Genomic DNA, 25,175 nt, shown 5'->3' on the forward strand with positions numbered 1-25,175 from the left:
CCGGGCAGCGCCGTCACGCCGGGCTTTCCCATCGCCGTGATCGATTCCGCCAATAATGGCGCTCAGTCGCGGTGGTAAGGATGCCCGGTCTGCAGACTCCAGGCCCGGTAGAGCTGTTCCAGCAGCATCACCCTGGCCAGCAAATGCGGCCAAGTCATGGCCGACAGCGACAGCGTCAGCCGGGCTTTGGCCGTCAGGGCGGGGTCCAGGCCGTCGGCGCCGCCGATCAGGAAGGCCACCTCCTGCTCGCCGCCATCGCGCCATTTCTCCAGGGTTTCGGCGAATTGCCGGCTGGACAGGCTTTTGCCTCGCTCGTCCATGGCCACCAGCACGGCACCCTTCGGCACGGCGGCCAGCAGCAACTCGGCCTCTCTCGCCTTGCGTTCGGCCGCGCTGCCGCCCTGCTTGCGGTCTTCCACCTCGCGGATGATCACCGGCCAGGGCAGGCGCTCGCGATAGGAGTCGATCAGGCTCTGGGCCGCGTCATGCTTGGCCCGGCCGGCCCGACCGATGCAGGCAACCGTGATCTTCATGGGTGGGTTTCACCGCCCCAGCCATGCTGGGGCGGTGCTGTCCGTCAGGCCGCGGCGGGCTCGGGAATCGCAGCGCCCCACATCTTTTCCAGATTGTAGAAGCTGCGCACTTCCGGCCGGAAGATATGCACGACGATGTCGCCGGTATCGATCAGCACCCAGTCGCCCACGGCCTTGCCTTCGGCGCGCACCTTCTTGCCGGTCTCGCGGCTGATGCGTTCGACCAGATGCTCGGCGATGGCGGCCACCTGGCGCGAGGACCGGCCCGAGGCGACAACCAGAAAATCTGCGATCGACGATTTGCCGGTCAGTTCGATCGAGACGATGTCTTCCGCCTTGTCGTCGTCCAGCGATTTCAGGATCAGCTTGTGCAGCTTGATCACAGCGGCCGGGATGGCGGCACGACGGGCTTCGGCCTTTTTCGGATCGATCGGCTTTTTCGCGGGTTTCGGCTTGGAGGTCGCCTTGGCGGCCTTGGTGACGGCGCTGGTCACCGTCTTTTTCTTGGCCGGAGCCGTGCTCTTGGCCGGCGCCTTGCTTTTGCTGGCAGCCTTTACGGCTGACTTGGTCTTTCCGGCGGGCTTCTTGCCGGCTGAACTCTTTGCGGTGGAGGCGGCCTTGGGCTTGGAGCCGGCGGCCGCGGCAGCGCCTTTGCGCGTCTTGGTGGTTGCTATGGCTGAACCCTCCTTGATGGAGTCCTCCGGAAACGGGCACCCGATTCGGATCGTCATGCCTCCGAATCGCCACAATCATACTGCTACTCAGGCGACTCGACAATTACAGCTATGTGATTTCGGGGTGTTATCGCGCGTTTGACGACCTATCTCATGCCGGAGCCGGCGATGCCGGACCGCCAGGTTGCCGGTGGGTAGCCCGACGGGTAGGGTGTCGCGTTTTACAGGGTGGCCATAAACACAGAAAAAAGTGGCTTTTCCGTATGCCCACTGCAGCTCATCCGGTTCCGGTCCGGATTGTGCGGCGCCAGGTCGGGATCGGAAAAGGCTGAACGGGGAAATCTTCATGAGTTTGTTGCTGATCGTCATGCTGCCGTTTCTCGGCGCGGTGCTGCCGGCGGTGATGATCCGGGCCGGTCGCGATGCTTGCGCGATTGCCACCGGTGCCGTGACCCTGCTGGCTTTCGTGCTGCTGATGGTCGAGGCGCCGGCGGTGCTGCGCGGCGAGGTGATCCAGGTCAGTTATGACTGGCTGCCTGCGCTTGGGCTCAATGTCACCTTTTTCCTCGACGGGCTTGGCCTGCTGTTCGCCGGCCTGATCCTCGGCATTGGCCTGCTGATCATCACCTATGCGCGCTATTACCTGTCCAAGGACGATCCGATGGGCCGGTTCTACGTGTTCCTGCTGCTGTTCCAGGGCGCGATGGTCGGCATCGTCCTGTCCAACAACATCCTTCTGCTGTTGATTTTCTGGGAGCTGACCAGCCTCAGTTCCTTCCTGCTGATCGGCTACTGGAAGCATCTGCCCGAAGGCCGCCAGGGTGCGCGCATGGCCCTGGCCGTCACAGGCGCCGGCGGCCTGTCGATGATCGCCGGCATGCTGATCCTCGGCGACATCGCCGGCTCCTACGACCTTACCGTCATTCTCACGCAGGGCGAAGCGATCCGGCAGTCCCCGCTTTACCTGCCGGCCCTGATCCTGATCTTGGGCGGCTGCTTCACCAAATCCGCGCAGTTCCCGTTCCATTTCTGGCTGCCGCATGCCATGGCCGCGCCAACGCCGGTCAGCGCCTATCTGCATTCCGCCACCATGGTGAAGGCCGGCATCTTCCTGCTGGCGCGGATGTGGCCGGCACTGGCCGGCACCGAGGCCTGGTTCTATCTGGTGGCCACGGCCGGGCTGGTCACCATGGTGCTTGGCGCCTGGATCGCCCTGTTCCGCGACGATCTGAAAAGCTTGCTGGCATTTTCCACCGTCAGCCATCTCGGCCTCGTCACCATGCTATTCGGCTTCGGCACGCCGATGGCGGCCGTGGCCGGCGTGTTCCACATCATCAACCATGCCACCTTCAAGGCGGCTTTGTTCATGTCGGCTGGCATCGTCGACCACGAGACCGGCACGCGCGACGTGCGCCGGCTGGGCGGACTCGCCGCGCTGATGCCGATCACCGCCACTCTTGCCACTCTGGCTGCAGCCTCGATGGCCGGCATTCCCCTGTTGAATGGCTTTCTGTCGAAGGAAATGATGCTGGAGGAAGCGGCGCATACCGTGTGGTTTGGCCAGTCATGGCTGGTGCCTCTGCTCGCCACGCTCGGCGCGGTGTTCTCGGTGGCCTATTCCTTCCGCTATATCCTGCACGTCTTTTTCGGGCCGACACGCAACGACTATCCAAACCACCCGCATGATCCGCCCGTCGGCATGTGGTTGCCGCCTGCGCTGCTGGTCGTTCTGGTGGTGTTGATCGGCCTGTTTCCGGCCGTCATCGCCGGCCCGCTGGTGGCGGCGACGGCTGGCGCGGTGACCGGCGGGGCACTGCCCGACTATCATCTGGCATTATGGCACGGCTTCACGCCTGCCCTGGGCATGAGCGCGGTTGCCGTGGTTGCCGGCCTGCTGGTGCTGTGGCGTTACGAGCGCGCCACACTGGTCTGGCTGCGCCTGCCGCGTCCGGAAGCGAAGCGCATCTTCGACCGTCTGTTCGCGGCGCTGACCGCATTGTGCGGCACTGTCGTCGACGGTCTGCATAACGGTTCGCTGCAGCGCTATATCGTGGCGATGCTGCTGGCCATCCTGGCGGTCGGCTTCACCACCTATTTCTCCGGCAGCCATGTCGCCGGCCTGCGCGACCTGCTGCCCATTTCCCCGGTCGCGGTTGCCGGCTGGGCGCTGTTGCTGGGTGCCTGCATCGCCCTGCCGCTGCTGCATCGCCGCCGGCTGCTGGCGCTGGTGCTCACCAGCGTGATCGGCCTGGTCGTGTCGCTCGGCTTTATCTACCTGTCGGCGCCGGATCTGGCGCTGACCCAGATCTCCGTCGAGGTCGTCACCACGATCCTGCTGTTGCTGGCGCTTAACCTGCTGCCCAAGGAAACCCCAGTGGAAAGCAGTACCGGCCGTCGCCTGCGCGATGCCATGCTTGCGGTGCTGGCCGGCCTAGGAATCGGCGGCATCGTCTGGGCAGTGATGACGCGGGATTTCACCACCATTTCCGATTACCACCTGGCGCAATCCTATCCGGGCGGCGGCGGCACCAATGTGGTCAACGTGATCCTGGTTGATTTCCGCGGCTTCGATACCTTTGGCGAGATTATCGTGCTGGGTATCGCTGGGCTGGCGATCTTCGCCCTGCTGGATGGCGCCCTGCGCGGCTCCACCGGCCAGCGTCTTGCGGCCTGGCTGCCGGATCAGGCACGCGCGCATGACCGCCACCCGATGATGCTGGTGGTCGCTACGCGGCTGATGTTGCCGCTGGCGTTGATGGTCGGTGCTTTCATATTCCTGCGTGGCCACAATCAGCCCGGCGGCGGGTTCATCGCCGGCCTGGTGGTCGCTATCGCGCTGATCATGCAATACATGGCCAGCGGCTTTGCCTGGGCGCAGCAGCGCATGACTTTCGACTATCACGGCTTGATCGGCGTTGGCGTTCTGGCAGCCGGTCTCACCGGCATCGGTGCCTGGCTGGCCGGCCGTCCGTTCCTGACCAGCGATTTCGGCTATGTGAAGCTGCCGCTGCTGGAAAAGTTCGAACTGGCCACTGCCATGGCCTTTGATTTCGGCGTTTTCTTCACCGTGGTAGGCGCGGTGATGCTGGCGCTGGCCAATCTCTCGCGCGTCGGGCGCAAGGCCGAACGCCTGCCGGTCAACGAAGCGCCGATGGATGTCGATCCATCGGGTGCGACCGATCCGGCGAAGTCCTAAGGGGGAAGTGACATGGAACTGCTCGTTGCCAGCGCCGTCGGCATCCTGACTGCATCCGGAGTCTACCTGCTGCTGCGTGGCCGCACCTTTCCGGTCGTGCTCGGCCTGGCGCTGCTGTCCTATGCGATCAACGTGTTCCTGTTTTCCATGGGCCGGCTGGTGGTCAACCTGCCGCCGATCATCAGCGATGACGCGCCGGGCTATACCGATCCGCTGCCGCAGGCCCTGGTGCTGACGGCCATTGTGATCTCGTTCGGCATGACCGCGCTGGTGGTGGTGCTGTCGTTGCGCAGCTACCTGGAAAGCGGCAGCGATCATGTCGATGACCGTCCGGCCGACGGCAGCCCGGCCGAGGCGCGGTGAGCGGCATGAACGATCTCGCCAACCACTGGGTCATCCTTCCCATCGTGCTGCCGGCGATGCTGGCGCCGCTGATTGTGCTGGCCATGCGCCACGACATCGTTCTGCAGCGCATCTTCTCCCTGGCCGGTACGGCGGCCTTGCTGGCCTTATCCGTTGCGCTCGTCGCCATGGCCGCTGCCGGGCCACCGCAGATGTATGCCCTGGGCAACTGGCCGGCACCGTTCGGCATCGTGCTGGTGCTCGACCGCCTGTCGGCGATGATGGTGCTGCTCACCTCGGTGCTGGCCCTGTTCGTGCTGGTCTATGCCTCCCATGGCTGGGATCGCAAAGGCTGGCATTTTCATGCCCTGTTCCAGTTCCAACTCATGGGTATCAACGGTGCCTTCCTCACCGGCGACGTGTTCAACCTCTTCGTCTTCTTCGAGGTGCTGCTGATCGCCTCCTATGGTCTGATGCTGCATGGCGGCGGTGCTAAACGCCTGGGCGCCGGCGTGCAGTATGTGGTGATCAACCTGGTCGGCTCCACGCTGTTCCTGGTGGCAGTGGGCCTGCTCTACGGCGTCACCGGCACGCTGAACATGGCCGATCTGGCGGTGAAGGTCCCGCTGGTGGAACCCGGCAGCCAGGCGCTGCTACAGGTCGGCGCGCTGCTGCTGTTGCTGGTGTTCGCTGTGAAAGCGGCACTCGTGCCGCTGCATTTCTGGCTGCCCGGCACCTATGCCAACGCGCCGGCGCCGGTGGTGGCGCTGTTCGCCATCATGACCAAGGTGGGCGCCTATTCGATCATCCGGCTTTACACCCTGGCCTTCGGTGCCGATGCCGGCACCTCGGCCTGGCTGGCCGCGCCGTGGCTGTTGCCCGCCGCGCTGGTCACGCTGGTGATCGGCATGGCCGGCGTGATGGCGGCGCGCAATCTTGGGCGCATGGCGGCTTTCGCGGTGATCGGCTCGATGGGCACGTTGCTTACGGCCGTTGCCCTGTTCACGCCCGAGGCTATGACGGCCGCGCTGTATTACCTGCTGCATTCCACCCTGGTGGCCGCCGGCCTGTTCCTGGTCGTGGATCTGATTGCCGAACGGCGGCCGGGACTGGGCGACAGCGTGACAGCCGCCCCCGGCTTCGCCCAGCTCGGTATTCTGGCCTCGCTGTTCTTTCTCGCCGCTATCGCGATGGCCGGCATGCCACCTCTCAGCGGCTTTGTCGGCAAGCTGCTGATTCTCGACAGCGCGCGCGGCGACACGGCGATGGTCTGGATCTGGTTGGTGGTACTGACCACGTCGCTGCTCTGCATTCTGGGTTTTGCACGTGCCGGCAGCCTGCTGTTCTGGAAAAGCGCGGCGTTTCCCAGCGTGATCGAACCCGAGCCTGTGGCGCGTCCGGCCCTGCCCATGGTGGCTGCCGGGCTGCTGCTGGGCGGCACGGTGGCGCTCACCGCCTTTGCCGGCCCGGTGATGGCCTATCTTGAGGCCACCGCGGCGCAGCTTTTTGCGCCGGGCGAATATATCCGTGCCGTTCTGGGTCCCGAAGCAATCGTGAAGCGGTGAGGGAGGTGCGCATGGCGACAAAAGAAACGAAGGACAGCCGCGGCTTTCTACAGGCCTGGCTGCCGCATCCGGTCCTCACCCTTGTCCTGGCGGTTGTGTGGCTGCTGCTGCTGAACAGTTTCAGCCTCGGCGGACTGCTGCTCGGCCTGATTCTCGGCTGGCTGATCCCGATGTTCACCAGCGCCTTTTGGCCGGATGCTCCGCGTATCCGCAGTTATGGCAAGGCCGTATCCTATTTTTTCCTGGTGCTGTGGGACATTGTGGTGGCCAATCTGCAGGTGGCCTACCTGATCCTGTTCCGGCGCAACGACCGGCTGCGCACGCGGTTCGTCACCGTTCCGCTCGATCTGCGCAGCCCGGAAGCGATCACCGTGCTGGCCGGCACCATCACCATGACGCCGGGTACTGTCAGTTGCGATCTGTCTTCCGATCATCGCAGCCTGCTGGTGCATTGCCTTGACAGCGGCGACCCGCAGGCGACCGTTGCGGATATCAAGCAGCGCTACGAAGCCCGGCTGAAGGAGATATTCTGATGATCGGCTATGCCCTGACTTTTGGCTTTGCTGCCGTCTCGCTGGCGCTGCTGATGAATCTCTGGCGTCTGGCGAAAGGCCCCAGTGCTACGGATCGCATCCTGGCACTCGACACCATGGTGATCAACGCCATCGCCCTGCTTGTTCTGTTCGGCATCGGTCAGGCCACCGCGATGTATTTCGAAGCTGCCCTGTTGTTTGCCATGGTCGGTTTCATCGGCACCGTGGCTTTCTGCAAATTCGTCCTGCGCGGCGACATCATCGAGTGAGGGCGCGACATGATGATCTTCTTTGAACTGCTGGTTTCCTTCCTGATCGTGGTCGGCGGCATTTTCGCCCTGGTCGGCTCTTATGGCCTGATCAAGCTACCCGACCTGATGAGCCGTCTGCATGCCCCCACCAAAGCCACCACCCTGGGCGTCGGCGGTACGCTGCTCGCGTCCATGGTGTATTTTGCGGCCTTCGGCGGCGGCTTCACCGTGCATGAACTGCTGATCACGCTGTTCCTGTTCCTGACGGCGCCGATCACGGCGAATTTTCTCGCAAAGGCCTATATGCACCAGGTAATCCAGCCCGAAACCCTGCCGTCGACCAGCACCGGCGGCGAAACCGGCTGGGCCACCTTCGATGATCCCGAGCCGCCGGAAGCGGTGCCGCAGAAGCGCTGAGGTTTCCGCTCAGAGGAAGAACAGCAGGGTCACCAGCGCGAAACACGGCAGCAGGATGGCGCTGCTCCAGACCATGTAGCCGAAGAAGCTCGGCATCTTCACGCTCATTTCCTCGGCGATGGCCTTCACCATGAAGTTGGGGGCATTGCCGATATACGAATTGGCGCCCATGAACACTGCGCCGGCCGAAATCGCCAGCAGGGTTGTGGCCAGCGGACCCATCAGGGTGGCGGCGTCGCCGCTCGCCATGTTGAAGAACACCAGATAGGTCGGGGCGTTGTCGAGGAAGCTCGACAGCACGCCGGTCAGCCAGAAATACATCACGTTGTTGGGCGAGCCGTCGGCATTGGAGGCCAGGCTGACCAGGCCGCCCAGGGCGCCCTCGGTACCGGCGCGCAGGATGGCGATGGCTGGGATGATGGTGACGAAGATGCCGGCGAACAGCTTGGCCACTTCCGCGATGGGGCCCCAGGTGAAACCGTTATCGGCGCGCGTCTGCGCCTCGGTGAGTTTCAGCGAGGCGAATGCGATGGCCAGCAGCAGCAGGTCGCGCGCCAGGTTCTGCAGCTCGACGCCGATGCCGAAGACGCTGAGCGTGACGCCGGGCTTCCAGGTGCCTGACATCAGCACGGCCAGGATCACGGCGCCGAGCAGAATCAGGTTGACGCCGCCCTCGATGCCGATCGGGCTGTCCGGCGTCGGATCGGCCTTCACGATGCCTTCCTTGCGGTAGAGATAGCTGTCGATGGCGTAGAACACGCCCAGCAGCACCACGACCACGACCAGCGTGGGCATGAACAACGCCTGGGTCGTCCAGAAGAAATTCACGCCCTTCAGGAAGCCCAGGAACAGCGGCGGATCGCCCAGCGGGGTCAGCGCGCCGCCGATATTCGATACCAGGAAGATGAAGAAGATCACCACATGCACATTGTGCTTGCGGTTGTCGTTGGCGCGGATCAGCGGGCGGATCATCAGCATGGAGGCGCCGGTGGTGCCCATCCAGCTCGCCAGCACGGTGCCGATGAATAGCATGGCGGTGTTCAGGCTGGGCGAGCCATGCAGGTTGCCGGTCAGACGCACGCCACCGGCAACCGTGAATAGCGCGAACAGCAGGATGATGAAGGGGATGTATTCATGCAGCGCCACTTCCAGCAGCACATGGCCGGTGGGCAGCGAACCGAATTGCAGCGCGAAGGGCACGATCACGCACAGACCCCAGAAGGCGGCGACCTTGCCGTAATGGTGATGCCAGAAATGCGGCGTGAACAGCGGCATCAGCGCGATCGAGAGCAGGATGCCGGCAAAGGGCAGCACCCACAGGATGTTCAGCGCCTTGCCGTCGATGGCGGTGGCGGCTTCGGCCGGCAGGCTGAACAGCAGGCCAAGCAGGATAGCCGGCGCGGCCAGGCGCAGAACACGCAGACAGGTCATGTTTCCCCCGAAACGACGCGGAATGCATAAATGACGGGCGGCACCATACCGGCCAGCCGCCGGGCCGATCAATGGCCGGGCAATGCCTTGGGGCGGCTTAATGCCGAGGGCTGCCGTCGCGGGTCACGAAATCGGCCTGGGGTTCGTCATAGCCGGCCGGGTCCTGGTGGATGATCACCTGGGCACCGGGGAACAGATCGAGCAATTTCTGCTCGATCTCGTCGGAAATCCGGTGCGCCTCGCGCAGCGAGAGCTCGGGGTCCAATTCCAGGTGGAACTGAATGAACACCTGGTTGCCGGCCTGCCGTGTGCGCAGGTCGTGCAGGGCGCGGGTTTCCGGATGCGCGCGCACCACGGCCAGGATCTGCTCGCGGTCGGCATCGGCCATCTCGCGGTCCATCAGGTGATGCAGGGCGCCGCGCACGATGTCGATGGCGCTTTTCAGGATCACTGCGGCAATGACCAGCGCGCAGACCGGATCGAACCAGGCGAAGTCGCCGCGGCTGGCCAGTACCAGGGCGGCGATCACCGCGAGGTTGGTAGCAAGGTCGCCCACGTAATGCAAACGGTCGGCCGACACGGCCAGCGAACCGGTCTGTTTCACCACATGACGCTGATACAGCACCAGCGCGCCGGTCATCGCGATGGAAAACACCATCACGGCGATGCCGGCCGCGCTCTGTTCCACCGGCTGCGGGTGCAGCAACCGATCGATGGATTCCACCACCAGGAACAGCGCCGAGCCGGCGATCAGCGCCGCCTGGCCCAGGCCGGCCAGCGCTTCCGCCTTGCCGTGGCCGAAGCGGTGCTCGTCATCGGCCGGCGTGAGCGCGTGGCGCACCGCCAGCAGGTTGACCAGAGAGGCCAGCGCATCGAGCAGGCTGTCGACCAAAGATGCCAGCAGCGACACCGATCCCGTGACCAGCCAGGCTGCCAGCTTCGCCGCGATCAGCAGGGCGGCGACGATCACCGAGGCATAGGTGGCGCGCCGCATCAGCCGCGCCTTCAGCGCGGGGTCGGCCGGCACATAGGCGCTGGGTCCGGCCATCAGGGAAACAGCCGCTCCGTGGCCCACGAGTCCCCGCTGCGGCGGTAGACCAGCCGGTCATGCAGGCGGAAGGGCCGGTCGGCCCAGAATTCCAGATAACTCGGCGCGATGCGAAAGCCCGACCAGTAGGAGGGACGCGGCACTTCGCCGATGGCGTATTTGGCAGCATATTTTGCCACGGCGGCTTCCAGCGCGAAGCGGCCTTCCAGCGGGCGCGACTGCTGCGAGGCCCAGGCGCCGATGCGGCTGTCGCGCGGGCGCGAGGCGAAATAGGCGTCGGCCTCTTCATCGCTCACCACGCTCACCTGTCCGCGCAGGCGCACCTGCCGGCGCAGGCTTTTCCAGTGGAACACGGCCGCCGCCTGCTTGTTGGCGAGGATCTCGCGGCCCTTCTGGCTTTCGAAATTGGTGTAGAAGACGAAGCCGCGTTCGTCATGGCCTTTCAGCAGCACCATGCGCACATTGGGCAGGCCGTCGGTGTCGGCCGTGGCCAGCGCCATGGCATTGGCATCGTTGGGTTCGCTCTTCTCCGCCTCGGCCAGCCACTCGGCGAACAGGGCGAAAGGGTTGGAAAAGGCATCCATGTCTGGTTCAAACCTTTGATAATCAATCTTAATTGGCAACAAAGCCGGCGCCGCACATATAGCGCAGTGACGCAACAATACCAAATCTGCGCCGCAATCCCGCCGTAATCGGGGCCGAGATTCTTCCCCGTGCCCGCCATGGGCATGTCTTTGGGGTTCCTCCAGCCATGATCGCTTCATCCAAGCGTCTCACCTCTTTCGCCGCTGTCCTCGGCATCGCCGGCCTGTTGGCCGCCTGCTCCACCGACAGCGGACCGAAGCAGAATGTCGGTACCGTGCTCGGCGGTGTCGGTGGCGCCGTCGCCGGCGCGCAGTTCGGCAAGGGCACCGGCCAGCTGGTCGGCGTCGCGGCCGGCACGCTGATCGGTGCCTTGCTCGGTTCGGAGGTCGGCAAGTCGCTCGACCGCGCCGACCGCAGCTATATGGACCGCGCCAACCAGCGCGCGTTTGAGAGCACGCCGTCCGGCACCCAGGTATCCTGGCGCAACCCCGATAGCGGCAATGCCGGCACCGTGGTGCCGCAGCCGGCGTATCAGGCGCGCAGCGGCGAGTATTGCCGCGAATTCCAGCAGACCATCACGGTCGGCGGCCAGACCCAGCAGGGGTATGGCACTGCCTGCCGCCAGCCCGATGGCAGCTGGAAGGTGATGAACTGAGTTTTCCCGGCCTGTCAGGGCCAAAGAGTTTCCCGACCCGTAAGGGTCAGTACGTTCAGCGTTATTTCCCTTCCCCCCAGACTCAGCGGCGTATCCCCCCGGATGCGCCGTCTTTTTTTGTGGTGTGTTAACGATCCGGGCCTAGAATGGCCCTGCCGTCCGGCAGAAGCCGGCGGCGACACAGACAGCAAGCAGGAGGCCAGAATGGTCGCCGAGATTGCCGGGAATGCCGTTCCCAAAAGCCTGCTGGCCGCGCGCGAGGCGCTGGCCGGCCTGAAGACCCCCCGTCCGAAAACCGACGCCGAGCAGAAACTCGACGAGATTCTGCACGAGCTGAAAAGCAGCAAGAGCAAAGCCGCCGAAGAGGCTGCGCGCCGCAAGCTGGAACGGCTGAAGGCGCGGCTGGAGGCGCTGAAACTCGCCGCCGGTTCGGCGGCGGCCACCGGCGACGCGAAACTGGCGCGCAAGGTGGCCAAGGAAATCCGTGACGCGGCGCGCGAACTCGGCAGAGCGCTGGCCGCGGCCGGCGGCAGTGCCGGCGGCGCGGGATTGGCGGCGTCGGCCGGCAGCGCGTCGGCGACCGCGGCCGAAGCGAAAGCCGGTGAGCAGGCCAAACCACAAGCTTCGGCTGCTGCGGCTCCTGCTCCGGCCCAGGGCAATGATCTTGCCGCGCTGAAAAGCGAGGCGATGGGGATGCTGAAGGAATTGAAGAAGATCATGCGCAAGCTGCGCGAGACCGGCCTGCATCCGAATATTCCCCGCAAGGACCGCATCGAGATGGACAAGATGTTCGCCGAGGCCGAGCGCGAACTGGCCGGCCTGCAGGTGGCCGCCATGCCCGCCGCGGCCCTTGGCCCCGTCGCGGCAGCGCTTGGGGTGGACCTCCGGGCCTGATTTGCCTAGCCTTCCTCCGGCAAAAGGGAGGAAGCATGTTCACGCCGTTGCTTGAACTGGATGTCGAAGTCGCCGCGCCGCAGAGCGTCGGCCGCGCGGAAACCGGCGAGCGCCGTTGCGTGCCGATCACCGGCGGGCGTTTTTCCGGCCGGCTGCAGGGCCGCGTGCTGGCCGGCGGCGCGGACTGGCAGGTGCTGCGGCCCGATGGACTGGCCGACCTGGATGCACGCTACATGCTGGAAACCGACGCGGGCGGGCGCATCGAGGTGTGGAGTCGCGGCCTGCGCATCGGTTCGCCTGAGGTGATGGCGCGGCTGGCGGCTGGCGAAACCGTCGATGCCTCCGCCTATTACATGCGCACGGCGATGCGCTTCGAAACAGCCGATCCTTCATTGCAGTGGCTGGTGCACAGGCTGGCTGTCGCCATCGGCGAACGCCGGCCCGATCTGGTGCGGCTGAAGGTGTTCGGCCTCGACTGAGGCTTAATTTTCCGCCGGCTGCAGGATGCCGTGGATGCGTGCCACCTGGCCATCCGCGTCGCGTTCGCTTTCGCCCAGGGCCTGCAGGAAGCGGTCGGCGCGGTCGCGGTCATTGAGCCGGAAGCGGACATGGTCGCGGGCGGCGCCGGCACGCAGGCGCTGGTAATGGCCGCGCACGATATCACGATCGTCGGGATGCACGCGTTCCAGCCAGGCGGCCAGCGCGGCGGGGCAGGATTGCGGCGCCAGGCCCAGCAGGCGATAGAATTCATCCGACCAACCGATCTGCTCGGGCGCGGTCTGCCAACTCCAGCTGCCATGGCCGGACAGCCGCTGGGCGGCAGCGAACTCACCCAGCATGCCGCGATAGGCGCGCTCGATTTCGGCGCGGCTGCTTTCGGCCACGACGCGCGCGCGGTCCAGGTCGCCGATCAGGTTGGCATTGCGCAGGCGCAGGGCGATGGCGAAGCGTTCCCGCCGGTTGTTCACCTGCGCGACGAAGCTGAGCGACAGCATCAGGATGATGCCGAAGAACGACATGTAGATCGCGCTCGGTTCGCCTTCCAGTATGGCGCGGGCATAGGGCGGTACCGACATCGTGATCATGAAGGCGTAAAAGGCCGGCAGATGCACCGCGCGCGTGCTCATCGCACTGATCAGCAGTCCGGCCCAGGCCACACCCAGCACGGCCTGCAGCGCGAAATCGCCCGGCGGATAACAGAACCAGCCCAGCAGGCCCCAGGTGATGCCGGTGATGGCCGACCCGAAGGTGAAGCGCAGACCCCAGTCGCCGCCGCCAGTGATCAGCGGTGCGGAGTTGGTGTAGCGGTCGCGCTGGTAATCCAGATAGAAGGTGCCGGCGGCATAGAGCAGCGTCAGTCCGGCGATATGCCACCAGGTCAGGTATTCCTTGTACATGACGAAGGCGCCGAACAGCATCGGGATCGGCAGATACCGCGTGGCGAAGCTGTTGTGATACAGCCGTTCGATCAGCAACGCCTCCACCTTCGGGTCGTGCCGGTCCAGCAGCGACTCGTCGTCATCCATCAGGCGTTGCAGCAGGGCCGGCGAGATGCCGGACTGATCGTCCAAGCGGTGATCCCCCAATCGTCCGTCTCAGGGCCGGCGGACGTTAGCATCCGTGCTGGCGCGGAGGCCAGCACGGATGGGTGTAGATCGTGCCTTTGCTGTGGAAAACCGGCTTGGGGCGGCTTCAGGCCAGCTCGGCGCGCAGCTTCTGGCGCAGGATGTCGATCGGCACCAGCTTGCCTTCCACCTGCATGTGCCAGAAGACCCAGCCATTACACGCGGTGGCACCCATGACATGGGCGCCGATCTTGTGGATCGAACCGACGGCGTCGCCGCTGGCCAGGCTGCCATCGGCGCGCACCTTGGCCGAGAAGCGGCGCGAGGGATCGACCAGCACCGTGCCCGGCGCCAGCAGGCCGCGCTCCACCACCCAGCCGAACGGCACGCGGGGTTCGTCCTTCTTGGATCGTGTCACTTCCACGTCGTCGGGCGCGGAAGGCTGCACCGTGCCGATGCGGCGCTCGGCCGCCTTGGCGTAACGCTGTTCGCGCTCGATGCCGATGTAATGCCGGCCCAGGCGCTTGGCCACGGCGCCGGTGGTGCCCGAACCGAAGAAGGGATCCAGGATCACATCGCCCGGCTTGGTCGAAGCGATGATCACACGATGCAGCAATGCTTCGGGCTTCTGCGTCGGATGCGCCTTGGCGCCGTCTTCACCGCGCAGGCGTTCGTTGCCCGAGCAGATCGGGATCAACCAGTCCGACCGCATCTGCAGGTCGTCGTTCAGCGCCTTCATGGCGTCGTAGTTGAAGGTGTAGTTGCGCGCGGCCTGATCCTTTGCGCACCAGATCAGCGTTTCATGCGCGTTGGTGAAGCGCTTGCCGCGGAAATTCGGCATCGGGTTGGTCTTGCGCCACACCACGTCGTTCAACATCCAGAAACCCAGGTCCTGCAACTGCGCGCCCAGGCGGAAGATGTTGTGGTAGCTGCCGATCACCCAGATCGTGCCGTTGGGCTTCAGCAGCCGGCGGGCGGCCTGCAGCCAGGCTTTCGAGAAGGCATCGTAATCCGAGAAGGAATCGAACTTGTCCCAGTCGTCGTCGACGGCATCCACCACGCTGTCGTTCGGCCGGCGCAGTTCGCCGGAAAGCTGCAGGTTGTAGGGCGGGTCGGCGAAGATGCAGTCGATGCTGCCTTCCGGCAGGCTGTTCATCTTGGCGATGCATTCGCCGATCAGGATCTTGTCCAGCGGCAGATCGGGATGCGGCAAGGGCTGGGCAATTTCGGCCTTGGCCGGCTTGGCCACCAGCGGCTTGGCGCGGGTGGTACGGCGACCCGCATCGGGGCTCGTCTTGACCAGACTGAGATGGCCCTTGCGAAGCGCCCTGCGGGCCTGGTCGGTGAGTGTCGGAGCCATCTGCGGATCATCCCCCTAAAACGACCCGCAAGTCATTAGATTCTTTAGCTTATTAATTGGTTAATTCTATATCTAGAGTCATTTGCTGCTGCACAGGCGCAAAACCTAGTCGGTGGTGGGGCGAAATGCCGGCGCGCTTCAGCCCGGCCTGGTGCGCAGCGGTGCCGTAACCCTTGTTGCGGTCCCAGCCATAGGCCGGGTAGCGCAGGTGCAGTTTCGTCATCGCGCGGTCGCGCACCACCTTGGCGACGATGGAGGCGGCGGCGATGGACAGGCTCAGGGCATCACCATCGACGATGGCGGTGGCCGGGCAGGCCAGGTGCTTCGGGCAATGTTTGCCGTCGACCAGGACATGGGCGGGCGTCACGCGTAAAGCCGTCACCGCGCGCTGCATCGCCAGCATGGTGGCGTGAAAGATGTTCAGCTGCGTGATTTCGGCCACGCTGGCGCCGCCGATGCCGATCACGGCATGGCCCGTCGCAGCCTGCGCACGCAGCGCGGCGAACAGCTTTTCGCGGCGGCCTTCGTTCAGTTTCTTGGAATCGTCGATTCCGGCCAGCAGCTCGCGGCTGGTCCGGCGCCGGTCCAGGATCACGGCGGCGGCCACCACCGGCCCGGCCAACGGACCGCGGCCGGCCTCGTCCACGCCGCAGACCGGTGCATCCGTTGCACCCGCCAGTTTGATTTCCCACGCGAAATCCGGCATCCCGGTCTCGTACCCGCCCTGCTTCCGCCACGAAACCGCATTATATCGCGGGAGCATGGCGCCCGTCTTGCCCGCATCGGCCTCGCTGTGGAAAAGTCGGCCCGTACAGGTGGAGGAATATTCTTGATGAGTGCGGCCCAGCAGTATCAGCATCACCCCGACGGCGAAATTCTCACCAGCCGCGATGGTGTGGTGTTCCTTATCGGCTTGAACCGGCCGGCCAAGCTGAACGGCTTCACGCCCAAGATGCTGCGCGAACTTGCCGCCGCCTATACGGCCTTCGAGGCCGATGTCGAGGCGCGCGTCGCCGTGCTCTATGCCGAAGGGCCGCATTTCACTGCCGGTCTCGACCTGCCGAAAGTCGCGCCGCTGATGGGCAGCGAAAACCTGCTGGTCGAGCCGGGCCAGATCGATCCCTGCAACAACCTGCCGCCTTTCCGCACCAAGCCGGTGGTGGCCGCCGTGCAGGGCATCACCTTCACCATCGGCATCGAGCTGATGCTGGCTGCCGATATCGTGGTGGCATCCAGCGATTGCCGTTTCAGCCAGCTGGAAGTGAAACGTGGCATCATGGCCACCGGCGGCGCCACCATCCGCATGGTCGAGCGCGCCGGCTGGGGCAATGCCATGCGCTATCTGCTCACTGGCGATGAATTCGATGTCGCCACCGCGCTTCGGCTCGGCTTCGTGCAGGAAGTCACCGAGCCCGGCGGCCAGTTGAAAGAGGCCATGCGCATGGCGCATCGCATCGCCGCCCAGGCGCCGCTGGCGGTCAGCGCCACGTTGCGCAACGCCCGCCTTGCCGTGGAGGATGGCCCGGCTGCCGCCGTGGCCGATTTCCATCCGACACAACAGCGCCTGATGGCCAGCGAGGACGTGAAGGAAGGCGTTGCCAGTTTCGTCGAGAAGCGGGCCGCCATGTTCAAGGGGCTTTGAGACCATGCTCCGCCGTTTTTTTGCCGTCCTTCTGCTGGCCTGCGGGCTTGCGCTTCCGGCCGCTGTTCCGGACCGGGCGGCGGCGCAGATTTTCATGTCGCCCGAGGATGCGAAGAAACTCGGCGCGCAGGAGCACCCCAAGGTCCTGAAGGAATTCGGCGGACCCTATGACGATCCGGAGATCGGCGCCTATGTCGCAGGCATCGCCGGGCGCATCGCCGCCCAGTCGGGCCAGCCGGCCAGCGATTTCACCTTCACCGTGCTCAATTCCCCGGTGGTGAATGCCTTCGCCCTGCCGGGCGGCTACGTCTATATCACGCGGGGCACGCTGGCGATCGCCAACAACGAGGCCGAGGCGGCCGGCGTACTGGGGCACGAGATCGGTCACGTCATCGCGCATCATTCCGAGCAGCGTTACGACAAGTCGGTTTTCACCAATCTGGGCGTCGCGGGAGCATCGATCCTCGGTTCGATCTTCCTGGGTTCAGGCGCCGGCGATCTGATCGGCCAGCTCGGCAGCGTTGCCGGCGGTGCCTATCTCGCCAGTTTCAGCCGCGAGAACGAACTGGAAGCCGATACCATCGGCGTGAAGCTGCTCGCCCGCGTGGGCTATGCGCCCGATGCCCAGGCCGCCTTCCTGCAAAGCTTGAGCGACTACAGCGAGCTGGCGACCAAAATGGCCGGCCAGGCTGGTCGCGATCGCGTGAACGACCTGTTTGCTACCCATCCCGGCGGGCCGCAGCGCGTGCGCGAGGCGATGGCGGCGGCCAATGAGTTCCCCGCCAGCCCGGTCTATCGCCGCGACGAATATCTCGACCGCATCAACGGCATGCTCTATGGCGACGATCCGAAGGAAGGCGTGGTGCGCGGCACCACCTTCATGCATCCCGATCTTCGTCTCAGCTTCTCGGTACCCGACGACTGGCGCATTTCCAACAGCAGCGACGCGGTGATCGCCAGCGGCAATGGCGGCAAGCTGCAATTCGACATGGAGCGCGACAAGCGCAAGGTGCAGGGGTCGCGCAACGCGCTCGACTACCTCACCCGGCTCTGGGTGCCCAACCTGCGCCTTGGCAATGCCGAGGCGATCACGGTGGGCGGCATGCCGGCAGCCACCGGTTCGGCGCGCGTGCAGATGAAAAGCGGCGGCAGCGCCGATGTGCGTTTCGTCGCCGTCGGTTTTCCCACCGATGCGATCCTGCGTTTCGTAATTATCGCGCCGGCCGGCGGCCTGAGCAAAATCGAACCGGCCATGATCCGCAGCGTGAACACGCTGAAATACCTCTCCGAGGCCGAGGCGAAGGCGATCAAGCCGCTGCGGCTGAAAATCGTGCCGGTGCGGCAGGGCGACACGGTGGAGAAATTCGCCGAACAGCTTCCCTTCGGCCGTTTCAAGCTGGAGCAGTTCCGTGTGCTCAACGGCCTGCGCGAAGGGGAGACGATCAAGCCGGGTGAACGGGTCAAGCTGGTGGAGTGATCGAGCTGATCATTTTTCAACGCATATTAAATGCGATATTCGACAAAATGTAAGCTCGAACATCTATATCTGGGACAGGCAGGATGATATCGAAAGCTGGTGCAATATCGCCTAGACTGGCTTGTAATTGTGCAATTACCAGACGCGTTCCGATCGGCATGTTTTTGGCCATGCCGGCTGCTTCCGTTATGAGGGTGTAATCGCCAAGGATGTAAGCAATCTCTGCCAGCGCCTGAGCGGATTCGCTTTTGTTCTTTGCATCACGTGCGGCTGTGACTGCCTCATCGGCAATGGCCTTGTTGTTGTGTCGAGCAGCAATTCTGGAAAGTCCGCTAGCTTTTAAAATCACTGGGGCGGCACGCAGAAGTTCTAGGGACTTCTGCATATGTCTGTCGCCTTCCTCGTAGGCAGCAATATAGCTGTAGACTCGGGTTCGAAAGCCGGTTGGTGGCATGGTTTCAGCGATTGCTGCCGCGCGTTCAGTCTGGCCTGCGCGGGCCAATGCTTCTGCGACGCCTTGCTTTGCAAGGTTTTTTTGATCCTCGGTTGTGAGCTTCTGAAGGATAATATTGGCCTGATCGAACAGGGCGTCGTCACGCGTCACTTCAGCAATACGGGCAATGGCAACCGCCTGCAGGGCAGCTTCCGGAATCGATGATGCCAAGGCTAGCCCGTCTTTTACTTGTCCCAGTTTGGCAATGGCAGGTGCAAGGAAGGACAAGCTACCGCTTACATGAAACGGATGAGTTTGCTTCTGTACGGTGTCAAATGCAATGAGAGTAACGCAGCTGCGGTGTGGTTGTTGCCTGCAGCGATCTTCAATCGGCTGGGCAGTTGTCGACGCGATAAATAATGGCATGAGAAGCGCGGTAGCAATCAGCGCGATAGCGGAGTATGTAGAGCAGCGCATAGTTCAAATCCCTCTGTTTAAATCTAGGCAGAGGAATATCGAAAGCGCAATGACTCACACCTGGTTCGGCTGCAGTCCCGGCACATCGCCCAGATGGCGGCGCAGGCGTTTCAGGGCCTGGTGCTCCAGCTGCCGCACGCGTTCCTTCGAGATGCCGAGCTTGATGCCCAGCCGCTCCAGCGTCACGTTGCCCTCGCTGTAGAAGCGCGCCTGCACGATCATGCGTTCGCGCTCGGGCAGGGCGGCCAGGGCCTCGCCCAGCCAGCGGCTGCGCAATCTTGCGTCGCGCTGGGTGATGGTCGTTTCCTCGGGATTGGGGCGGTCGTCCACCAGCAGGTCCTGCCAGTCGGTCTCGCCATCCTCGCCGATCACGGCATTCAGCGAGCGGTCGCTGGCCGCCAGCCGGCTTTCCATGTGCAGCACATCGTGTTCGCTGACATTGAGCTGGCGGGCGAGCTGGCGCCGGCCTTCGGCGGTCAACGCGTCGCGGCCGCCGCGCTCGATCTTGGCGCGCAGGCGCCGCAAATTGAAGAACAGTGATTTATGCGCCGCCGTTGTGCCGGTGCGCACGATCGACCAGTTGCGCAGCACGAAGTCCTGAATCGCGGCGCGGATCCACCAGGCCGCATAGGTGGCGAACCGCACGCCGCGTGCGGGCTCGAAGCGGGCCGCGGCCTGCATCAGGCCAAGGTTGCCTTCCTGGATCAGGTCGTTCAGCGGCAGGCCGTAATGCCGGAAACGCACGGCGGTCGATATCACCAGCCGCATATGTGGCGCCACCAGCTTGTGCAGGGCGGTCTGGTTCTGGGTCTCGCGCCAGGCGCTGGCGAGTTCGGCTTCCTCTTCGGGCGACAGCAGCGGCAGCCGCATCGCGCGGCGCACGAAGGCGCGGTCGCTGGCTTCCGACGAAGGGGAGGTCCGGGACGCGGCGGCGGGGGAGGACGTCCGTTCCGCGTGATTGCGCTCTGGGGTCATGGCAGCCTCGCTGGTCTGCCAATTCTACGCCCTTCGCGACCCGGCGGATCACCTCACGCTTGCGTGTGGGCTGTCACGCTGTCGTGAACGCGGGGCTGGGCAGTTTCGTCCTGGCATGAGGCGGGCGCCATGGACCCGCGATATTGCTGCATAAAAACCGCGTCACGCGGCCTTCGGCATCACAGAGTGGTAACATGATACGCTGCCACGATTCCACGGCCACATGGGGCGGCGGAAAGTGGTGGGTATAGAGCGATTCCCGCCGCAGGCTGGCGGCGCGGTAAAGGGCACGGAAAAACAGCGACACGTAATTGCCGCCGTCGATCTCAGAGATGCGCCGGCCTGTCATATCGGCGCCATAGGTCTCGGCCACCCGGGTGCCATAAAGCCGGAATACGCCATCCCAGCCGTCGTCGACCATGTCGATCAGTACGATATGGCCCAGCGCGGGCTTCATACCAAAGGGAGATATGCTGTCGACGGGCGGCAGATCCGTGCCGTTGCGCAGGTTCTGCCAGTAGTCGATCAGGAACGCGATCTGGGGGCAGTCGCAGACGGTCCGCTCGGGCGACCAGACCAGGGCCTCCAGCCGCGCGCCGCGCTCGGCGAAATAATTGGTGAGCAGATCGTGCCGGTCGGCCAGCAGGGCGTCGACAAGGGAGTGCAGGGTGGCGCGCTCGTTCATGTTCAAGCCATAGCAAGATGCCGGGGCTTCATCCAGAGGTGTTGGCGCGGTATCGTCGAGAAGATATCAGATGGCAAAACTCTCAACGATAGCGCCGTCGAGCGAGAAGCAGGCCACGTTGAGCGGTCCGCCAAAGCCGGCGCCACCGTCGAGGCAGCAGGTGAAGGCATCCAGATGTGCGCCCTCGCCGCGGGGGTTGCCGCCGCTGACCACACGGCGGAAACCACCATAGGGCTGGGTGAAATTGCGGAAGGCCGGCGACCCCCACCATAGCTGGTCCGATTGCGTGGCCAGCGGCACGGTGGGATCGATGCCGGCATGCACGAACAGCAATTCGCCGCCGACCGTGTAAGCGGCCCGGCGGAAGCAGCCGAACAGGTCGTCATGGCCGGGATGTTTGCGGATGGCGGCGCGCAGGCTGTTGGTCCAGCGGCTGATGCCCGCCGCGCCCTCGCGCAGGATGCCGCGCACCTGGGCCGGGTCCATGCCATAGCCGCGCAGCACCGGCTCCAGCCCATGACGCAACATCCAGTCGAACACCTCGCCGGGGCCGGGCGCGAACTGGATCTGCAGCAGCTTGCGCCACATCTCCTCCTGCGCGCCGCGCAGATAGACGATGTCTCCGGGTTCGGCGCCGGGCAGGCAGAGGAAATCTCGCCGGAAGGCCAGCAGCTCATCGAGGGTTTCGACGGTGGCCCGGCCCTGGCCGATCATGTTGCCCAGATAGACCAGGCGATCGCCAGGCAGCAGCCGCGCGGCCAGTTCGTTATGGGCCTCGCGCAGGCGGTCGATTTCGGCATGAATGGCCGCCACGGCCCAGACGCGCCGACTGTGATGAAGAACGGCAAAGGCCTCGGAAGAGGTCGCTGCCGAAGAAGACGCAGCAGGGGCGGGCGCGGCAGGAGGAGGCGCGGCGGGGTCGCCGGAAGAGGCGGAAGCGGGATACAGCGCGGACAAGTCCCTAACGAATCGGCCAGTGAAAAGCGGGTCCGGCAACCGATGCTACCGGACCCGCTGGGGAATGCGAAGCGAAAAGCCGTGTGATTTTTTCGCGCCCGGTGTGATCGGTCCAGGCGCGCGGGTCACGCGATCTTGAGAATCTTTTCCAGCTTCTTGGTGGCGGAATCCTCGTCGATCCGCTCCACGGCAGCCAGTTCGCGCACTAGGCGGTCCAGCGCCGATTCATAAATCTGGCGCTCGGAATAGCTTTGGTCGGGCTGGCCTGCATTGCGGTGCAGGTCGCGCACCACCTCGGCGATCGAGACCGGATCGCCTGAGTTGATCTTTGCCTCGTATTCCTGGGCGCGGCGGCTCCACATGGCGCGCTTGATGCGGGCGCGGCCCTTCAGTGTATCGAGCGCGGTGCGCATCTTCTGCGGCGAGCTGAGCTTGCGGATGCCCACCGAATTCACCTTCGACAGCGGCACGCGCACGGTCATCTTGTCGCGCTCGAACTCCACCACCATCAGGTCGAGTTCGAAACCGGCGATCATCTGCCGCTCGATGCGCAGGATCTTGCCCACGCCATGGGTCGGATACACGACATGGTCGCCGGCGGCGAAATCCACCTTCACCTTGGCCGGCACCGGCTTGAGCTGGATCGGCTTCTGCTGCTGCACCGGCTTGGGTTCGGCAGCCGCCGGCTTCACCGGCTGCGGCAGCGGCCGCGACGGCGGGGCCGAGACGGCCATCGGCTTCGAAGGCCGCACAGGTGCAGGGGCTGCCTTGGTGGCGGGTTTTGCGGCCGGTTTGGCTTCGACCTTTTTCTTCGTCGCGGCTGCTGCTGCCGGCTTGGCGGCTGGTTTCGGGGTTGCCGGCTTCGCAGCCGGTTTGGCCGCGGCCTTGGGGGCGGGGGCCTTGGCCGCGGGTTTGGCCTTGACCGGGGCCGCCTTGGCGGTGGGTTTCGCGGCCGGTTTGGCCGGGGCCTTTGCCTTCACCGTGGCCGGCTTCTTCGTCGCGGCCGCCCGGGCCGCCACCTTGGCAGCAGGCTTGGCCGCCGGCTTCTTGCCGGCCGGGCTCTTTTTGCTCACAGGGGCTTTCTTTGCGGCTTTGGTCACTGGCCACCCTCGCTTCTTGTCAAATCCATCCGGCCTGTTGTGCCCCTATCGGGAAGAGCCGGTCCGGCCAAATACGGGACTGTCAGGGTCCTGGGACCCTGTGCAAAATCCGCGCTGGTCGAAACCAATCTCTCGGGCGCAACCCAAAGCTGCAATTTATGGTCCGCAGTTCAGGAGCCGGTCCCACCCACCCGGCATGATGGCCGGATGAGGTTATTGTTCCGTTACATAATATACCACAGCCCGGACGGGGTGGACAGCAATGAACAGGACGGGCAACCCATTTGGATTACCCTCTATGGTAGAAATCTGCTGTATCGGGCTGGCTGCAGCCCGACGGAGGCTTACTTGGTGCCTTCGCCGGGATTCGGGCTGAAATGCTGCTTGAATTTGTCCGGCACGCCTTTCCAGCTGTCGGCATCGGCCGGCGCCTGGCCCTTGCGAGTGATGTTTGGCCATTTGGCGGCATAGTCGCGGTTCATCTCGACCCAGGCCTCGGCCCGGTTGTCGGTATCGGGCAGGATGGCCTCGGCCGGGCATTCCGGCTCGCAGACGCCGCAATCGATGCATTCGTCCGGATTGATCACCAGCATGTTCTCGCCGACATAGAAGCAGTCGACCGGACAGACCTCGACGCAATCCATGTACTTGCACTTGATGCACTGCTCGGTCACGACGTAGGTCATCGGCGGAACCCTGGAATAAGCTGGCTTCGGTTGGGCTGCCTGATATGGGGCGGCAGCGGCGCGTGGGGTAGCACAGGGGCTAATCCCGGTCAATTATTCGTATACATACATTGCCGGATCAAGCAGATTCCGCCCACCGCGCCGCCATGCCGCAGCCCGCCTCGCGGACCGGATGGTGTCAGGGCACGACGTCGTAGGTTGCCTGCGCCTCCACGGCCGGCCCCCGCCGCACAGGCAGGCTCAATATCCGGATCACCTTCACCCCAGCCGGCAACGGCAGGGTCAGAACGTCGCCCACCCGCACCAGGGCATGGGGTTTGTCCACCACCCGGCCGTTGATGCGGATGCGGCCCTTGCCCGCCAGTTTCTGGCCGATTGCCCGCGTCTTGCAGAAGCGCGTCAGCCACAGCCATTTATCCAGCCGCAGGGGCTCGCGTTCGGAAACCTCGTCATCGCTCATCGGGCGCGACTATAGCGTGGCAGTCTGTGGCGGCTAGACGTCGGCCGTGGCCTGCGCCAGCCAGCCCACCACGGCGCGCAGGGCTTCGAGGCGGCTGGCCCCTTCCTCGTCGCGCAGGCGGCGATACAAAGCCGTCTGCTGCGCCGCCGAGGTGCCGCGCTTGAGGATCGTGCGGGCATGCTGCACTTCCGCCGTGCAGCCGAGCACATCCGCATCCTCGGCAATCAGGTCCAGCATGGCTTCGATGATGTCGGCGAAGGGCACCACGCGACGCGCATTGAAATCGATCAGCCCCTCGGTGGTGCCATAACGCTGGGCGCGCCAGCGGTTTTCCTCGATCAGCAGTCGCGTGTGGTTGCGCCAGATGCCGTTCAGGTCGGGCAGGCGGCGCAGGGCGCGCACCAGGCAACGATAGAGCGCGGCAATGCACAGCGTGTCTTCCATGTGTGTACAGGAATCGGCGATGCGCAATTCCAGCGTGGGGAAACGCAGGCTCGGCCGGATCGCCCACCAGACATGGCTGGCATCCTCGATCACGCCCGAAGACACCAGCGTGTCGATGAAGCTGTTGTAGTCGGCCAGGTTGACGAAGAAATCGGGAATGCCGGTGCGCGGCAACTCGTCATAGGCGGCCAGGCGGTATCCCATCAGGCCGGTCGAATGCTTGCGCCAGAAGGGCGAGGATGTACTCAAAGCCAGCAGCACCGGCAGGAAGGGCAGGATGCGGTTCATCACGTCGATGCGCACATGCGGATCGCGCACTTCCACATGCACATGCAGGCCGCACATCATGTTGCGGCGGGCCAGGAACTGCAGGTCGTCGGTCAGCTTGGCATAGCGCGGCTTGTCGGTCGGCTGCTGTTCGTTCCATTCCGCCACCGGATGGGTGCCGGCAGCGAAAAACTCCAGGTCGAATTCCGCCGTGGCATCGCGCAGGGCGCGGCGATAGCGGCGCAGATGGTTGCGCGCCTCGTCCAGCGAATTGCAGATCGGCGTGACGACCTCGATCTGCGACTGCAGCAATTCGGGCGTCACCTGTTCTCCCAGCGCGCCGCGCGCGCGCCGGATCAGGGCCTTGGGCATGCGCGACACCGCGTTCTTGGTGTCGCGTTCGGCCAGGAAATATTCTTCTTCGATGCCGATGGGATAGCCGACGCTCACCGGAACCTCCTTACGCGATGTCACTGGAAAGAAACGGGCGGGCGCTGTTCTGGATTCTGCTGTCGCCGGCCGC

At 64.5% G+C, this 25,175-nt stretch carries 27 protein-coding genes; 11 read left to right on the plus strand and 16 right to left on the minus strand.

Going from position 1 to position 25,175, the window contains the following annotated elements:
• Positions 1 to 62 precede the first annotated feature (62 nt).
• A complete protein-coding gene (gene rlmH / locus ACK4FJ_RS08670; RefSeq protein WP_409765456.1) occupies positions 63 to 533 on the minus strand; it encodes a 23S rRNA (pseudouridine(1915)-N(3))-methyltransferase RlmH in 471 nt (156 codons plus the stop codon).
• A 44-nt stretch (positions 534 to 577) separates the two neighbouring features.
• Positions 578 to 1,264 carry a ribosome silencing factor gene (rsfS, locus tag ACK4FJ_RS08675; RefSeq protein ID WP_409765457.1) on the minus strand — a complete coding sequence of 229 codons (687 nt, stop codon included), beginning with the start codon at positions 1,262 to 1,264 and terminating at the stop codon, positions 578 to 580.
• 289 nt (positions 1,265 to 1,553) lie between these two features.
• Here rsfS and ACK4FJ_RS08680 point away from each other — a divergent pair, with 289 nt between their 5' ends.
• From ACK4FJ_RS08680 to ACK4FJ_RS08705, 6 genes are read left to right on the plus strand one after another with little or no spacing between them, the layout of a single operon-like run.
• On the plus strand, positions 1,554 to 4,403 hold the full coding sequence (locus ACK4FJ_RS08680) for a monovalent cation/H+ antiporter subunit A (protein ID WP_409765458.1): 2,850 nt from the start codon (positions 1,554 to 1,556) through the stop codon (positions 4,401 to 4,403).
• Positions 4,404 to 4,415: 12 nt separating this feature from the next.
• Entirely contained in the window at positions 4,416 to 4,766 is a 351-nt protein-coding gene (locus ACK4FJ_RS08685; RefSeq protein ID WP_409765459.1) for a Na+/H+ antiporter subunit C, read from the plus strand.
• Between the two features lie 5 nt (positions 4,767 to 4,771).
• Positions 4,772 to 6,310 carry a monovalent cation/H+ antiporter subunit D gene (locus tag ACK4FJ_RS08690; RefSeq protein ID WP_409765460.1) on the plus strand — a complete coding sequence of 513 codons (1,539 nt, stop codon included), beginning with the start codon at positions 4,772 to 4,774 and terminating at the stop codon, positions 6,308 to 6,310.
• A gap of 11 nt (positions 6,311 to 6,321) precedes the next feature.
• Positions 6,322 to 6,843 (plus strand): Na+/H+ antiporter subunit E, encoded by a 522-nt coding sequence (locus ACK4FJ_RS08695; RefSeq protein WP_409765461.1) that lies wholly within the window; start codon positions 6,322 to 6,324, stop codon positions 6,841 to 6,843.
• Positions 6,843 to 7,112, plus strand: coding sequence for a K+/H+ antiporter subunit F (locus tag ACK4FJ_RS08700; protein WP_409765462.1), 270 nt, complete (start codon positions 6,843 to 6,845; stop codon positions 7,110 to 7,112). Before ACK4FJ_RS08695 ends, ACK4FJ_RS08700 begins: the two co-directional genes overlap by 1 nt.
• Before the next feature lie 9 nt (positions 7,113 to 7,121).
• A complete protein-coding gene (locus ACK4FJ_RS08705; protein ID WP_409765463.1) occupies positions 7,122 to 7,511 on the plus strand; it encodes a Na+/H+ antiporter subunit G in 390 nt (129 codons plus the stop codon).
• Between the two features lie 9 nt (positions 7,512 to 7,520).
• On the opposite strand, the gene ACK4FJ_RS08710 is transcribed toward ACK4FJ_RS08705, so the two are convergent.
• The 3 genes from ACK4FJ_RS08710 to pdxH all read right to left on the minus strand — a co-directional run bounded on the left by ACK4FJ_RS08710 (position 7,521) and on the right by pdxH (position 10,574).
• Positions 7,521 to 8,942, minus strand: a complete 1,422-nt coding sequence (locus ACK4FJ_RS08710; protein WP_409765464.1) for a sodium:proton antiporter — start codon at positions 8,940 to 8,942, stop codon at positions 7,521 to 7,523.
• A gap of 97 nt (positions 8,943 to 9,039) precedes the next feature.
• The gene (locus ACK4FJ_RS08715; RefSeq protein ID WP_409765465.1) at positions 9,040 to 9,990 is read right to left on the minus strand and encodes a cation diffusion facilitator family transporter; all 951 of its coding nucleotides are present in this window, start codon (positions 9,988 to 9,990) and stop codon (positions 9,040 to 9,042) included.
• On the minus strand, positions 9,990 to 10,574 hold the full coding sequence (gene pdxH / locus ACK4FJ_RS08720) for a pyridoxamine 5'-phosphate oxidase (protein WP_409765466.1): 585 nt from the start codon (positions 10,572 to 10,574) through the stop codon (positions 9,990 to 9,992). Before pdxH ends, ACK4FJ_RS08715 begins: the two co-directional genes overlap by 1 nt.
• A gap of 167 nt (positions 10,575 to 10,741) precedes the next feature.
• Here pdxH and ACK4FJ_RS08725 point away from each other — a divergent pair, with 167 nt between their 5' ends.
• The 3 genes from ACK4FJ_RS08725 to ACK4FJ_RS08735 all read left to right on the plus strand — a co-directional run bounded on the left by ACK4FJ_RS08725 (position 10,742) and on the right by ACK4FJ_RS08735 (position 12,603).
• Positions 10,742 to 11,230, plus strand: coding sequence for an RT0821/Lpp0805 family surface protein (locus tag ACK4FJ_RS08725; RefSeq protein ID WP_409765467.1), 489 nt, complete (start codon positions 10,742 to 10,744; stop codon positions 11,228 to 11,230).
• A gap of 204 nt (positions 11,231 to 11,434) precedes the next feature.
• The gene (locus ACK4FJ_RS08730; RefSeq protein WP_409765468.1) at positions 11,435 to 12,124 is read left to right on the plus strand and encodes a hypothetical protein; all 690 of its coding nucleotides are present in this window, start codon (positions 11,435 to 11,437) and stop codon (positions 12,122 to 12,124) included.
• Positions 12,125 to 12,159: 35 nt separating this feature from the next.
• Positions 12,160 to 12,603 (plus strand): DUF3237 domain-containing protein, encoded by a 444-nt coding sequence (locus tag ACK4FJ_RS08735; protein WP_409765469.1) that lies wholly within the window; start codon positions 12,160 to 12,162, stop codon positions 12,601 to 12,603.
• A gap of 3 nt (positions 12,604 to 12,606) precedes the next feature.
• On the opposite strand, the gene ACK4FJ_RS08740 is transcribed toward ACK4FJ_RS08735, so the two are convergent.
• The 3 genes from ACK4FJ_RS08740 to ACK4FJ_RS08750 form a co-directional block, all read right to left on the minus strand.
• Positions 12,607 to 13,695 (minus strand): PAS domain-containing protein, encoded by a 1,089-nt coding sequence (locus ACK4FJ_RS08740; RefSeq protein ID WP_409765470.1) that lies wholly within the window; start codon positions 13,693 to 13,695, stop codon positions 12,607 to 12,609.
• Between the two features lie 121 nt (positions 13,696 to 13,816).
• A complete protein-coding gene (locus ACK4FJ_RS08745; RefSeq protein ID WP_409765532.1) occupies positions 13,817 to 14,845 on the minus strand; it encodes a site-specific DNA-methyltransferase in 1,029 nt (342 codons plus the stop codon).
• A gap of 256 nt (positions 14,846 to 15,101) precedes the next feature.
• Complete coding sequence (locus ACK4FJ_RS08750; protein WP_409765471.1) at positions 15,102 to 15,755, minus strand: ribonuclease HII; 654 nt, start codon at positions 15,753 to 15,755, stop codon at positions 15,102 to 15,104.
• Positions 15,756 to 15,881: 126 nt separating this feature from the next.
• On the opposite strand from ACK4FJ_RS08750, the gene ACK4FJ_RS08755 reads away from it, so the two are divergent.
• Both ACK4FJ_RS08755 and ACK4FJ_RS08760 read left to right on the plus strand, forming a co-directional pair.
• Positions 15,882 to 16,691 (plus strand): crotonase/enoyl-CoA hydratase family protein, encoded by an 810-nt coding sequence (locus tag ACK4FJ_RS08755; RefSeq protein ID WP_409765472.1) that lies wholly within the window; start codon positions 15,882 to 15,884, stop codon positions 16,689 to 16,691.
• Positions 16,692 to 16,695: 4 nt separating this feature from the next.
• Complete coding sequence (locus ACK4FJ_RS08760; protein ID WP_409765473.1) at positions 16,696 to 18,168, plus strand: M48 family metalloprotease; 1,473 nt, start codon at positions 16,696 to 16,698, stop codon at positions 18,166 to 18,168.
• A 16-nt stretch (positions 18,169 to 18,184) separates the two neighbouring features.
• Here the strand turns inward: ACK4FJ_RS08760 and ACK4FJ_RS08765 are convergent, their stop codons facing one another.
• The 8 genes from ACK4FJ_RS08765 to ACK4FJ_RS08800 all read right to left on the minus strand — a co-directional run bounded on the left by ACK4FJ_RS08765 (position 18,185) and on the right by ACK4FJ_RS08800 (position 25,102).
• The gene (locus tag ACK4FJ_RS08765) at positions 18,185 to 19,078 is read right to left on the minus strand and encodes a hypothetical protein (protein ID WP_409765474.1); all 894 of its coding nucleotides are present in this window, start codon (positions 19,076 to 19,078) and stop codon (positions 18,185 to 18,187) included.
• A 54-nt stretch (positions 19,079 to 19,132) separates the two neighbouring features.
• Entirely contained in the window at positions 19,133 to 20,053 is a 921-nt protein-coding gene (locus tag ACK4FJ_RS08770) for an RNA polymerase factor sigma-32 (RefSeq protein ID WP_409765475.1), read from the minus strand.
• A gap of 73 nt (positions 20,054 to 20,126) precedes the next feature.
• Positions 20,127 to 20,738: a PAS domain-containing protein gene (locus tag ACK4FJ_RS08775; protein ID WP_409765476.1), complete on the minus strand. Its 612-nt coding sequence runs from the start codon at positions 20,736 to 20,738 to the stop codon at positions 20,127 to 20,129.
• Positions 20,739 to 20,804: 66 nt separating this feature from the next.
• Positions 20,805 to 21,551 carry a hypothetical protein gene (locus tag ACK4FJ_RS08780; RefSeq protein ID WP_409765477.1) on the minus strand — a complete coding sequence of 249 codons (747 nt, stop codon included), beginning with the start codon at positions 21,549 to 21,551 and terminating at the stop codon, positions 20,805 to 20,807.
• A 269-nt stretch (positions 21,552 to 21,820) separates the two neighbouring features.
• The gene (locus tag ACK4FJ_RS08785; protein WP_409765478.1) at positions 21,821 to 22,768 is read right to left on the minus strand and encodes a CarD family transcriptional regulator; all 948 of its coding nucleotides are present in this window, start codon (positions 22,766 to 22,768) and stop codon (positions 21,821 to 21,823) included.
• Positions 22,769 to 23,139: 371 nt separating this feature from the next.
• Positions 23,140 to 23,481: a ferredoxin FdxA gene (gene fdxA / locus ACK4FJ_RS08790; protein WP_409765479.1), complete on the minus strand. Its 342-nt coding sequence runs from the start codon at positions 23,479 to 23,481 to the stop codon at positions 23,140 to 23,142.
• 178 nt (positions 23,482 to 23,659) lie between these two features.
• Entirely contained in the window at positions 23,660 to 23,941 is a 282-nt protein-coding gene (locus tag ACK4FJ_RS08795; RefSeq protein WP_409765480.1) for an RNA-binding S4 domain-containing protein, read from the minus strand.
• 33 nt (positions 23,942 to 23,974) lie between these two features.
• Entirely contained in the window at positions 23,975 to 25,102 is a 1,128-nt protein-coding gene (locus ACK4FJ_RS08800; protein ID WP_409765481.1) for a carboxylate-amine ligase, read from the minus strand.
• Positions 25,103 to 25,175: the final 73 nt, after the last annotated feature.

The organism is Ferrovibrio sp., assembly GCF_046297595.1.
Classification (GTDB): domain Bacteria; phylum Pseudomonadota; class Alphaproteobacteria; order Ferrovibrionales; family Ferrovibrionaceae; genus Ferrovibrio.

Coding starts and splice junctions, on each gene's coding strand:
- ACK4FJ_RS08795 (WP_409765480.1), bottom strand. CDS start 23,941: ATGAGCGATGACGAGGTTTCCGAACGCGAGCCCCTGCGGCTGGATAAA.
- ACK4FJ_RS08715 (WP_409765465.1), bottom strand. CDS start 9,990: ATGGCCGGACCCAGCGCCTATGTGCCGGCCGACCCCGCGCTGAAGGCG.
- ACK4FJ_RS08710 (WP_409765464.1), bottom strand. CDS start 8,942: ATGACCTGTCTGCGTGTTCTGCGCCTGGCCGCGCCGGCTATCCTGCTT.
- ACK4FJ_RS08760 (WP_409765473.1), top strand. CDS start 16,696: ATGCTCCGCCGTTTTTTTGCCGTCCTTCTGCTGGCCTGCGGGCTTGCG.
- fdxA (WP_409765479.1), bottom strand. CDS start 23,481: ATGACCTACGTCGTGACCGAGCAGTGCATCAAGTGCAAGTACATGGAT.
- ACK4FJ_RS08695 (WP_409765461.1), top strand. CDS start 6,322: ATGGCGACAAAAGAAACGAAGGACAGCCGCGGCTTTCTACAGGCCTGG.
- ACK4FJ_RS08750 (WP_409765471.1), bottom strand. CDS start 15,755: ATGCCGGATTTCGCGTGGGAAATCAAACTGGCGGGTGCAACGGATGCA.
- ACK4FJ_RS08705 (WP_409765463.1), top strand. CDS start 7,122: ATGATGATCTTCTTTGAACTGCTGGTTTCCTTCCTGATCGTGGTCGGC.
- ACK4FJ_RS08690 (WP_409765460.1), top strand. CDS start 4,772: ATGAACGATCTCGCCAACCACTGGGTCATCCTTCCCATCGTGCTGCCG.
- rlmH (WP_409765456.1), bottom strand. CDS start 533: ATGAAGATCACGGTTGCCTGCATCGGTCGGGCCGGCCGGGCCAAGCAT.
- ACK4FJ_RS08700 (WP_409765462.1), top strand. CDS start 6,843: ATGATCGGCTATGCCCTGACTTTTGGCTTTGCTGCCGTCTCGCTGGCG.
- ACK4FJ_RS08680 (WP_409765458.1), top strand. CDS start 1,554: ATGAGTTTGTTGCTGATCGTCATGCTGCCGTTTCTCGGCGCGGTGCTG.
- rsfS (WP_409765457.1), bottom strand. CDS start 1,264: ATGACGATCCGAATCGGGTGCCCGTTTCCGGAGGACTCCATCAAGGAG.
- ACK4FJ_RS08770 (WP_409765475.1), bottom strand. CDS start 20,053: ATGACCCCAGAGCGCAATCACGCGGAACGGACGTCCTCCCCCGCCGCC.
- ACK4FJ_RS08685 (WP_409765459.1), top strand. CDS start 4,416: ATGGAACTGCTCGTTGCCAGCGCCGTCGGCATCCTGACTGCATCCGGA.
- ACK4FJ_RS08725 (WP_409765467.1), top strand. CDS start 10,742: ATGATCGCTTCATCCAAGCGTCTCACCTCTTTCGCCGCTGTCCTCGGC.
- ACK4FJ_RS08730 (WP_409765468.1), top strand. CDS start 11,435: ATGGTCGCCGAGATTGCCGGGAATGCCGTTCCCAAAAGCCTGCTGGCC.
- ACK4FJ_RS08765 (WP_409765474.1), bottom strand. CDS start 19,078: ATGCGCTGCTCTACATACTCCGCTATCGCGCTGATTGCTACCGCGCTT.
- ACK4FJ_RS08745 (WP_409765532.1), bottom strand. CDS start 14,845: ATGAACAGCCTGCCGGAAGGCAGCATCGACTGCATCTTCGCCGACCCG.
- ACK4FJ_RS08755 (WP_409765472.1), top strand. CDS start 15,882: ATGAGTGCGGCCCAGCAGTATCAGCATCACCCCGACGGCGAAATTCTC.
- ACK4FJ_RS08735 (WP_409765469.1), top strand. CDS start 12,160: ATGTTCACGCCGTTGCTTGAACTGGATGTCGAAGTCGCCGCGCCGCAG.
- ACK4FJ_RS08775 (WP_409765476.1), bottom strand. CDS start 20,738: ATGAACGAGCGCGCCACCCTGCACTCCCTTGTCGACGCCCTGCTGGCC.
- pdxH (WP_409765466.1), bottom strand. CDS start 10,574: ATGGATGCCTTTTCCAACCCTTTCGCCCTGTTCGCCGAGTGGCTGGCC.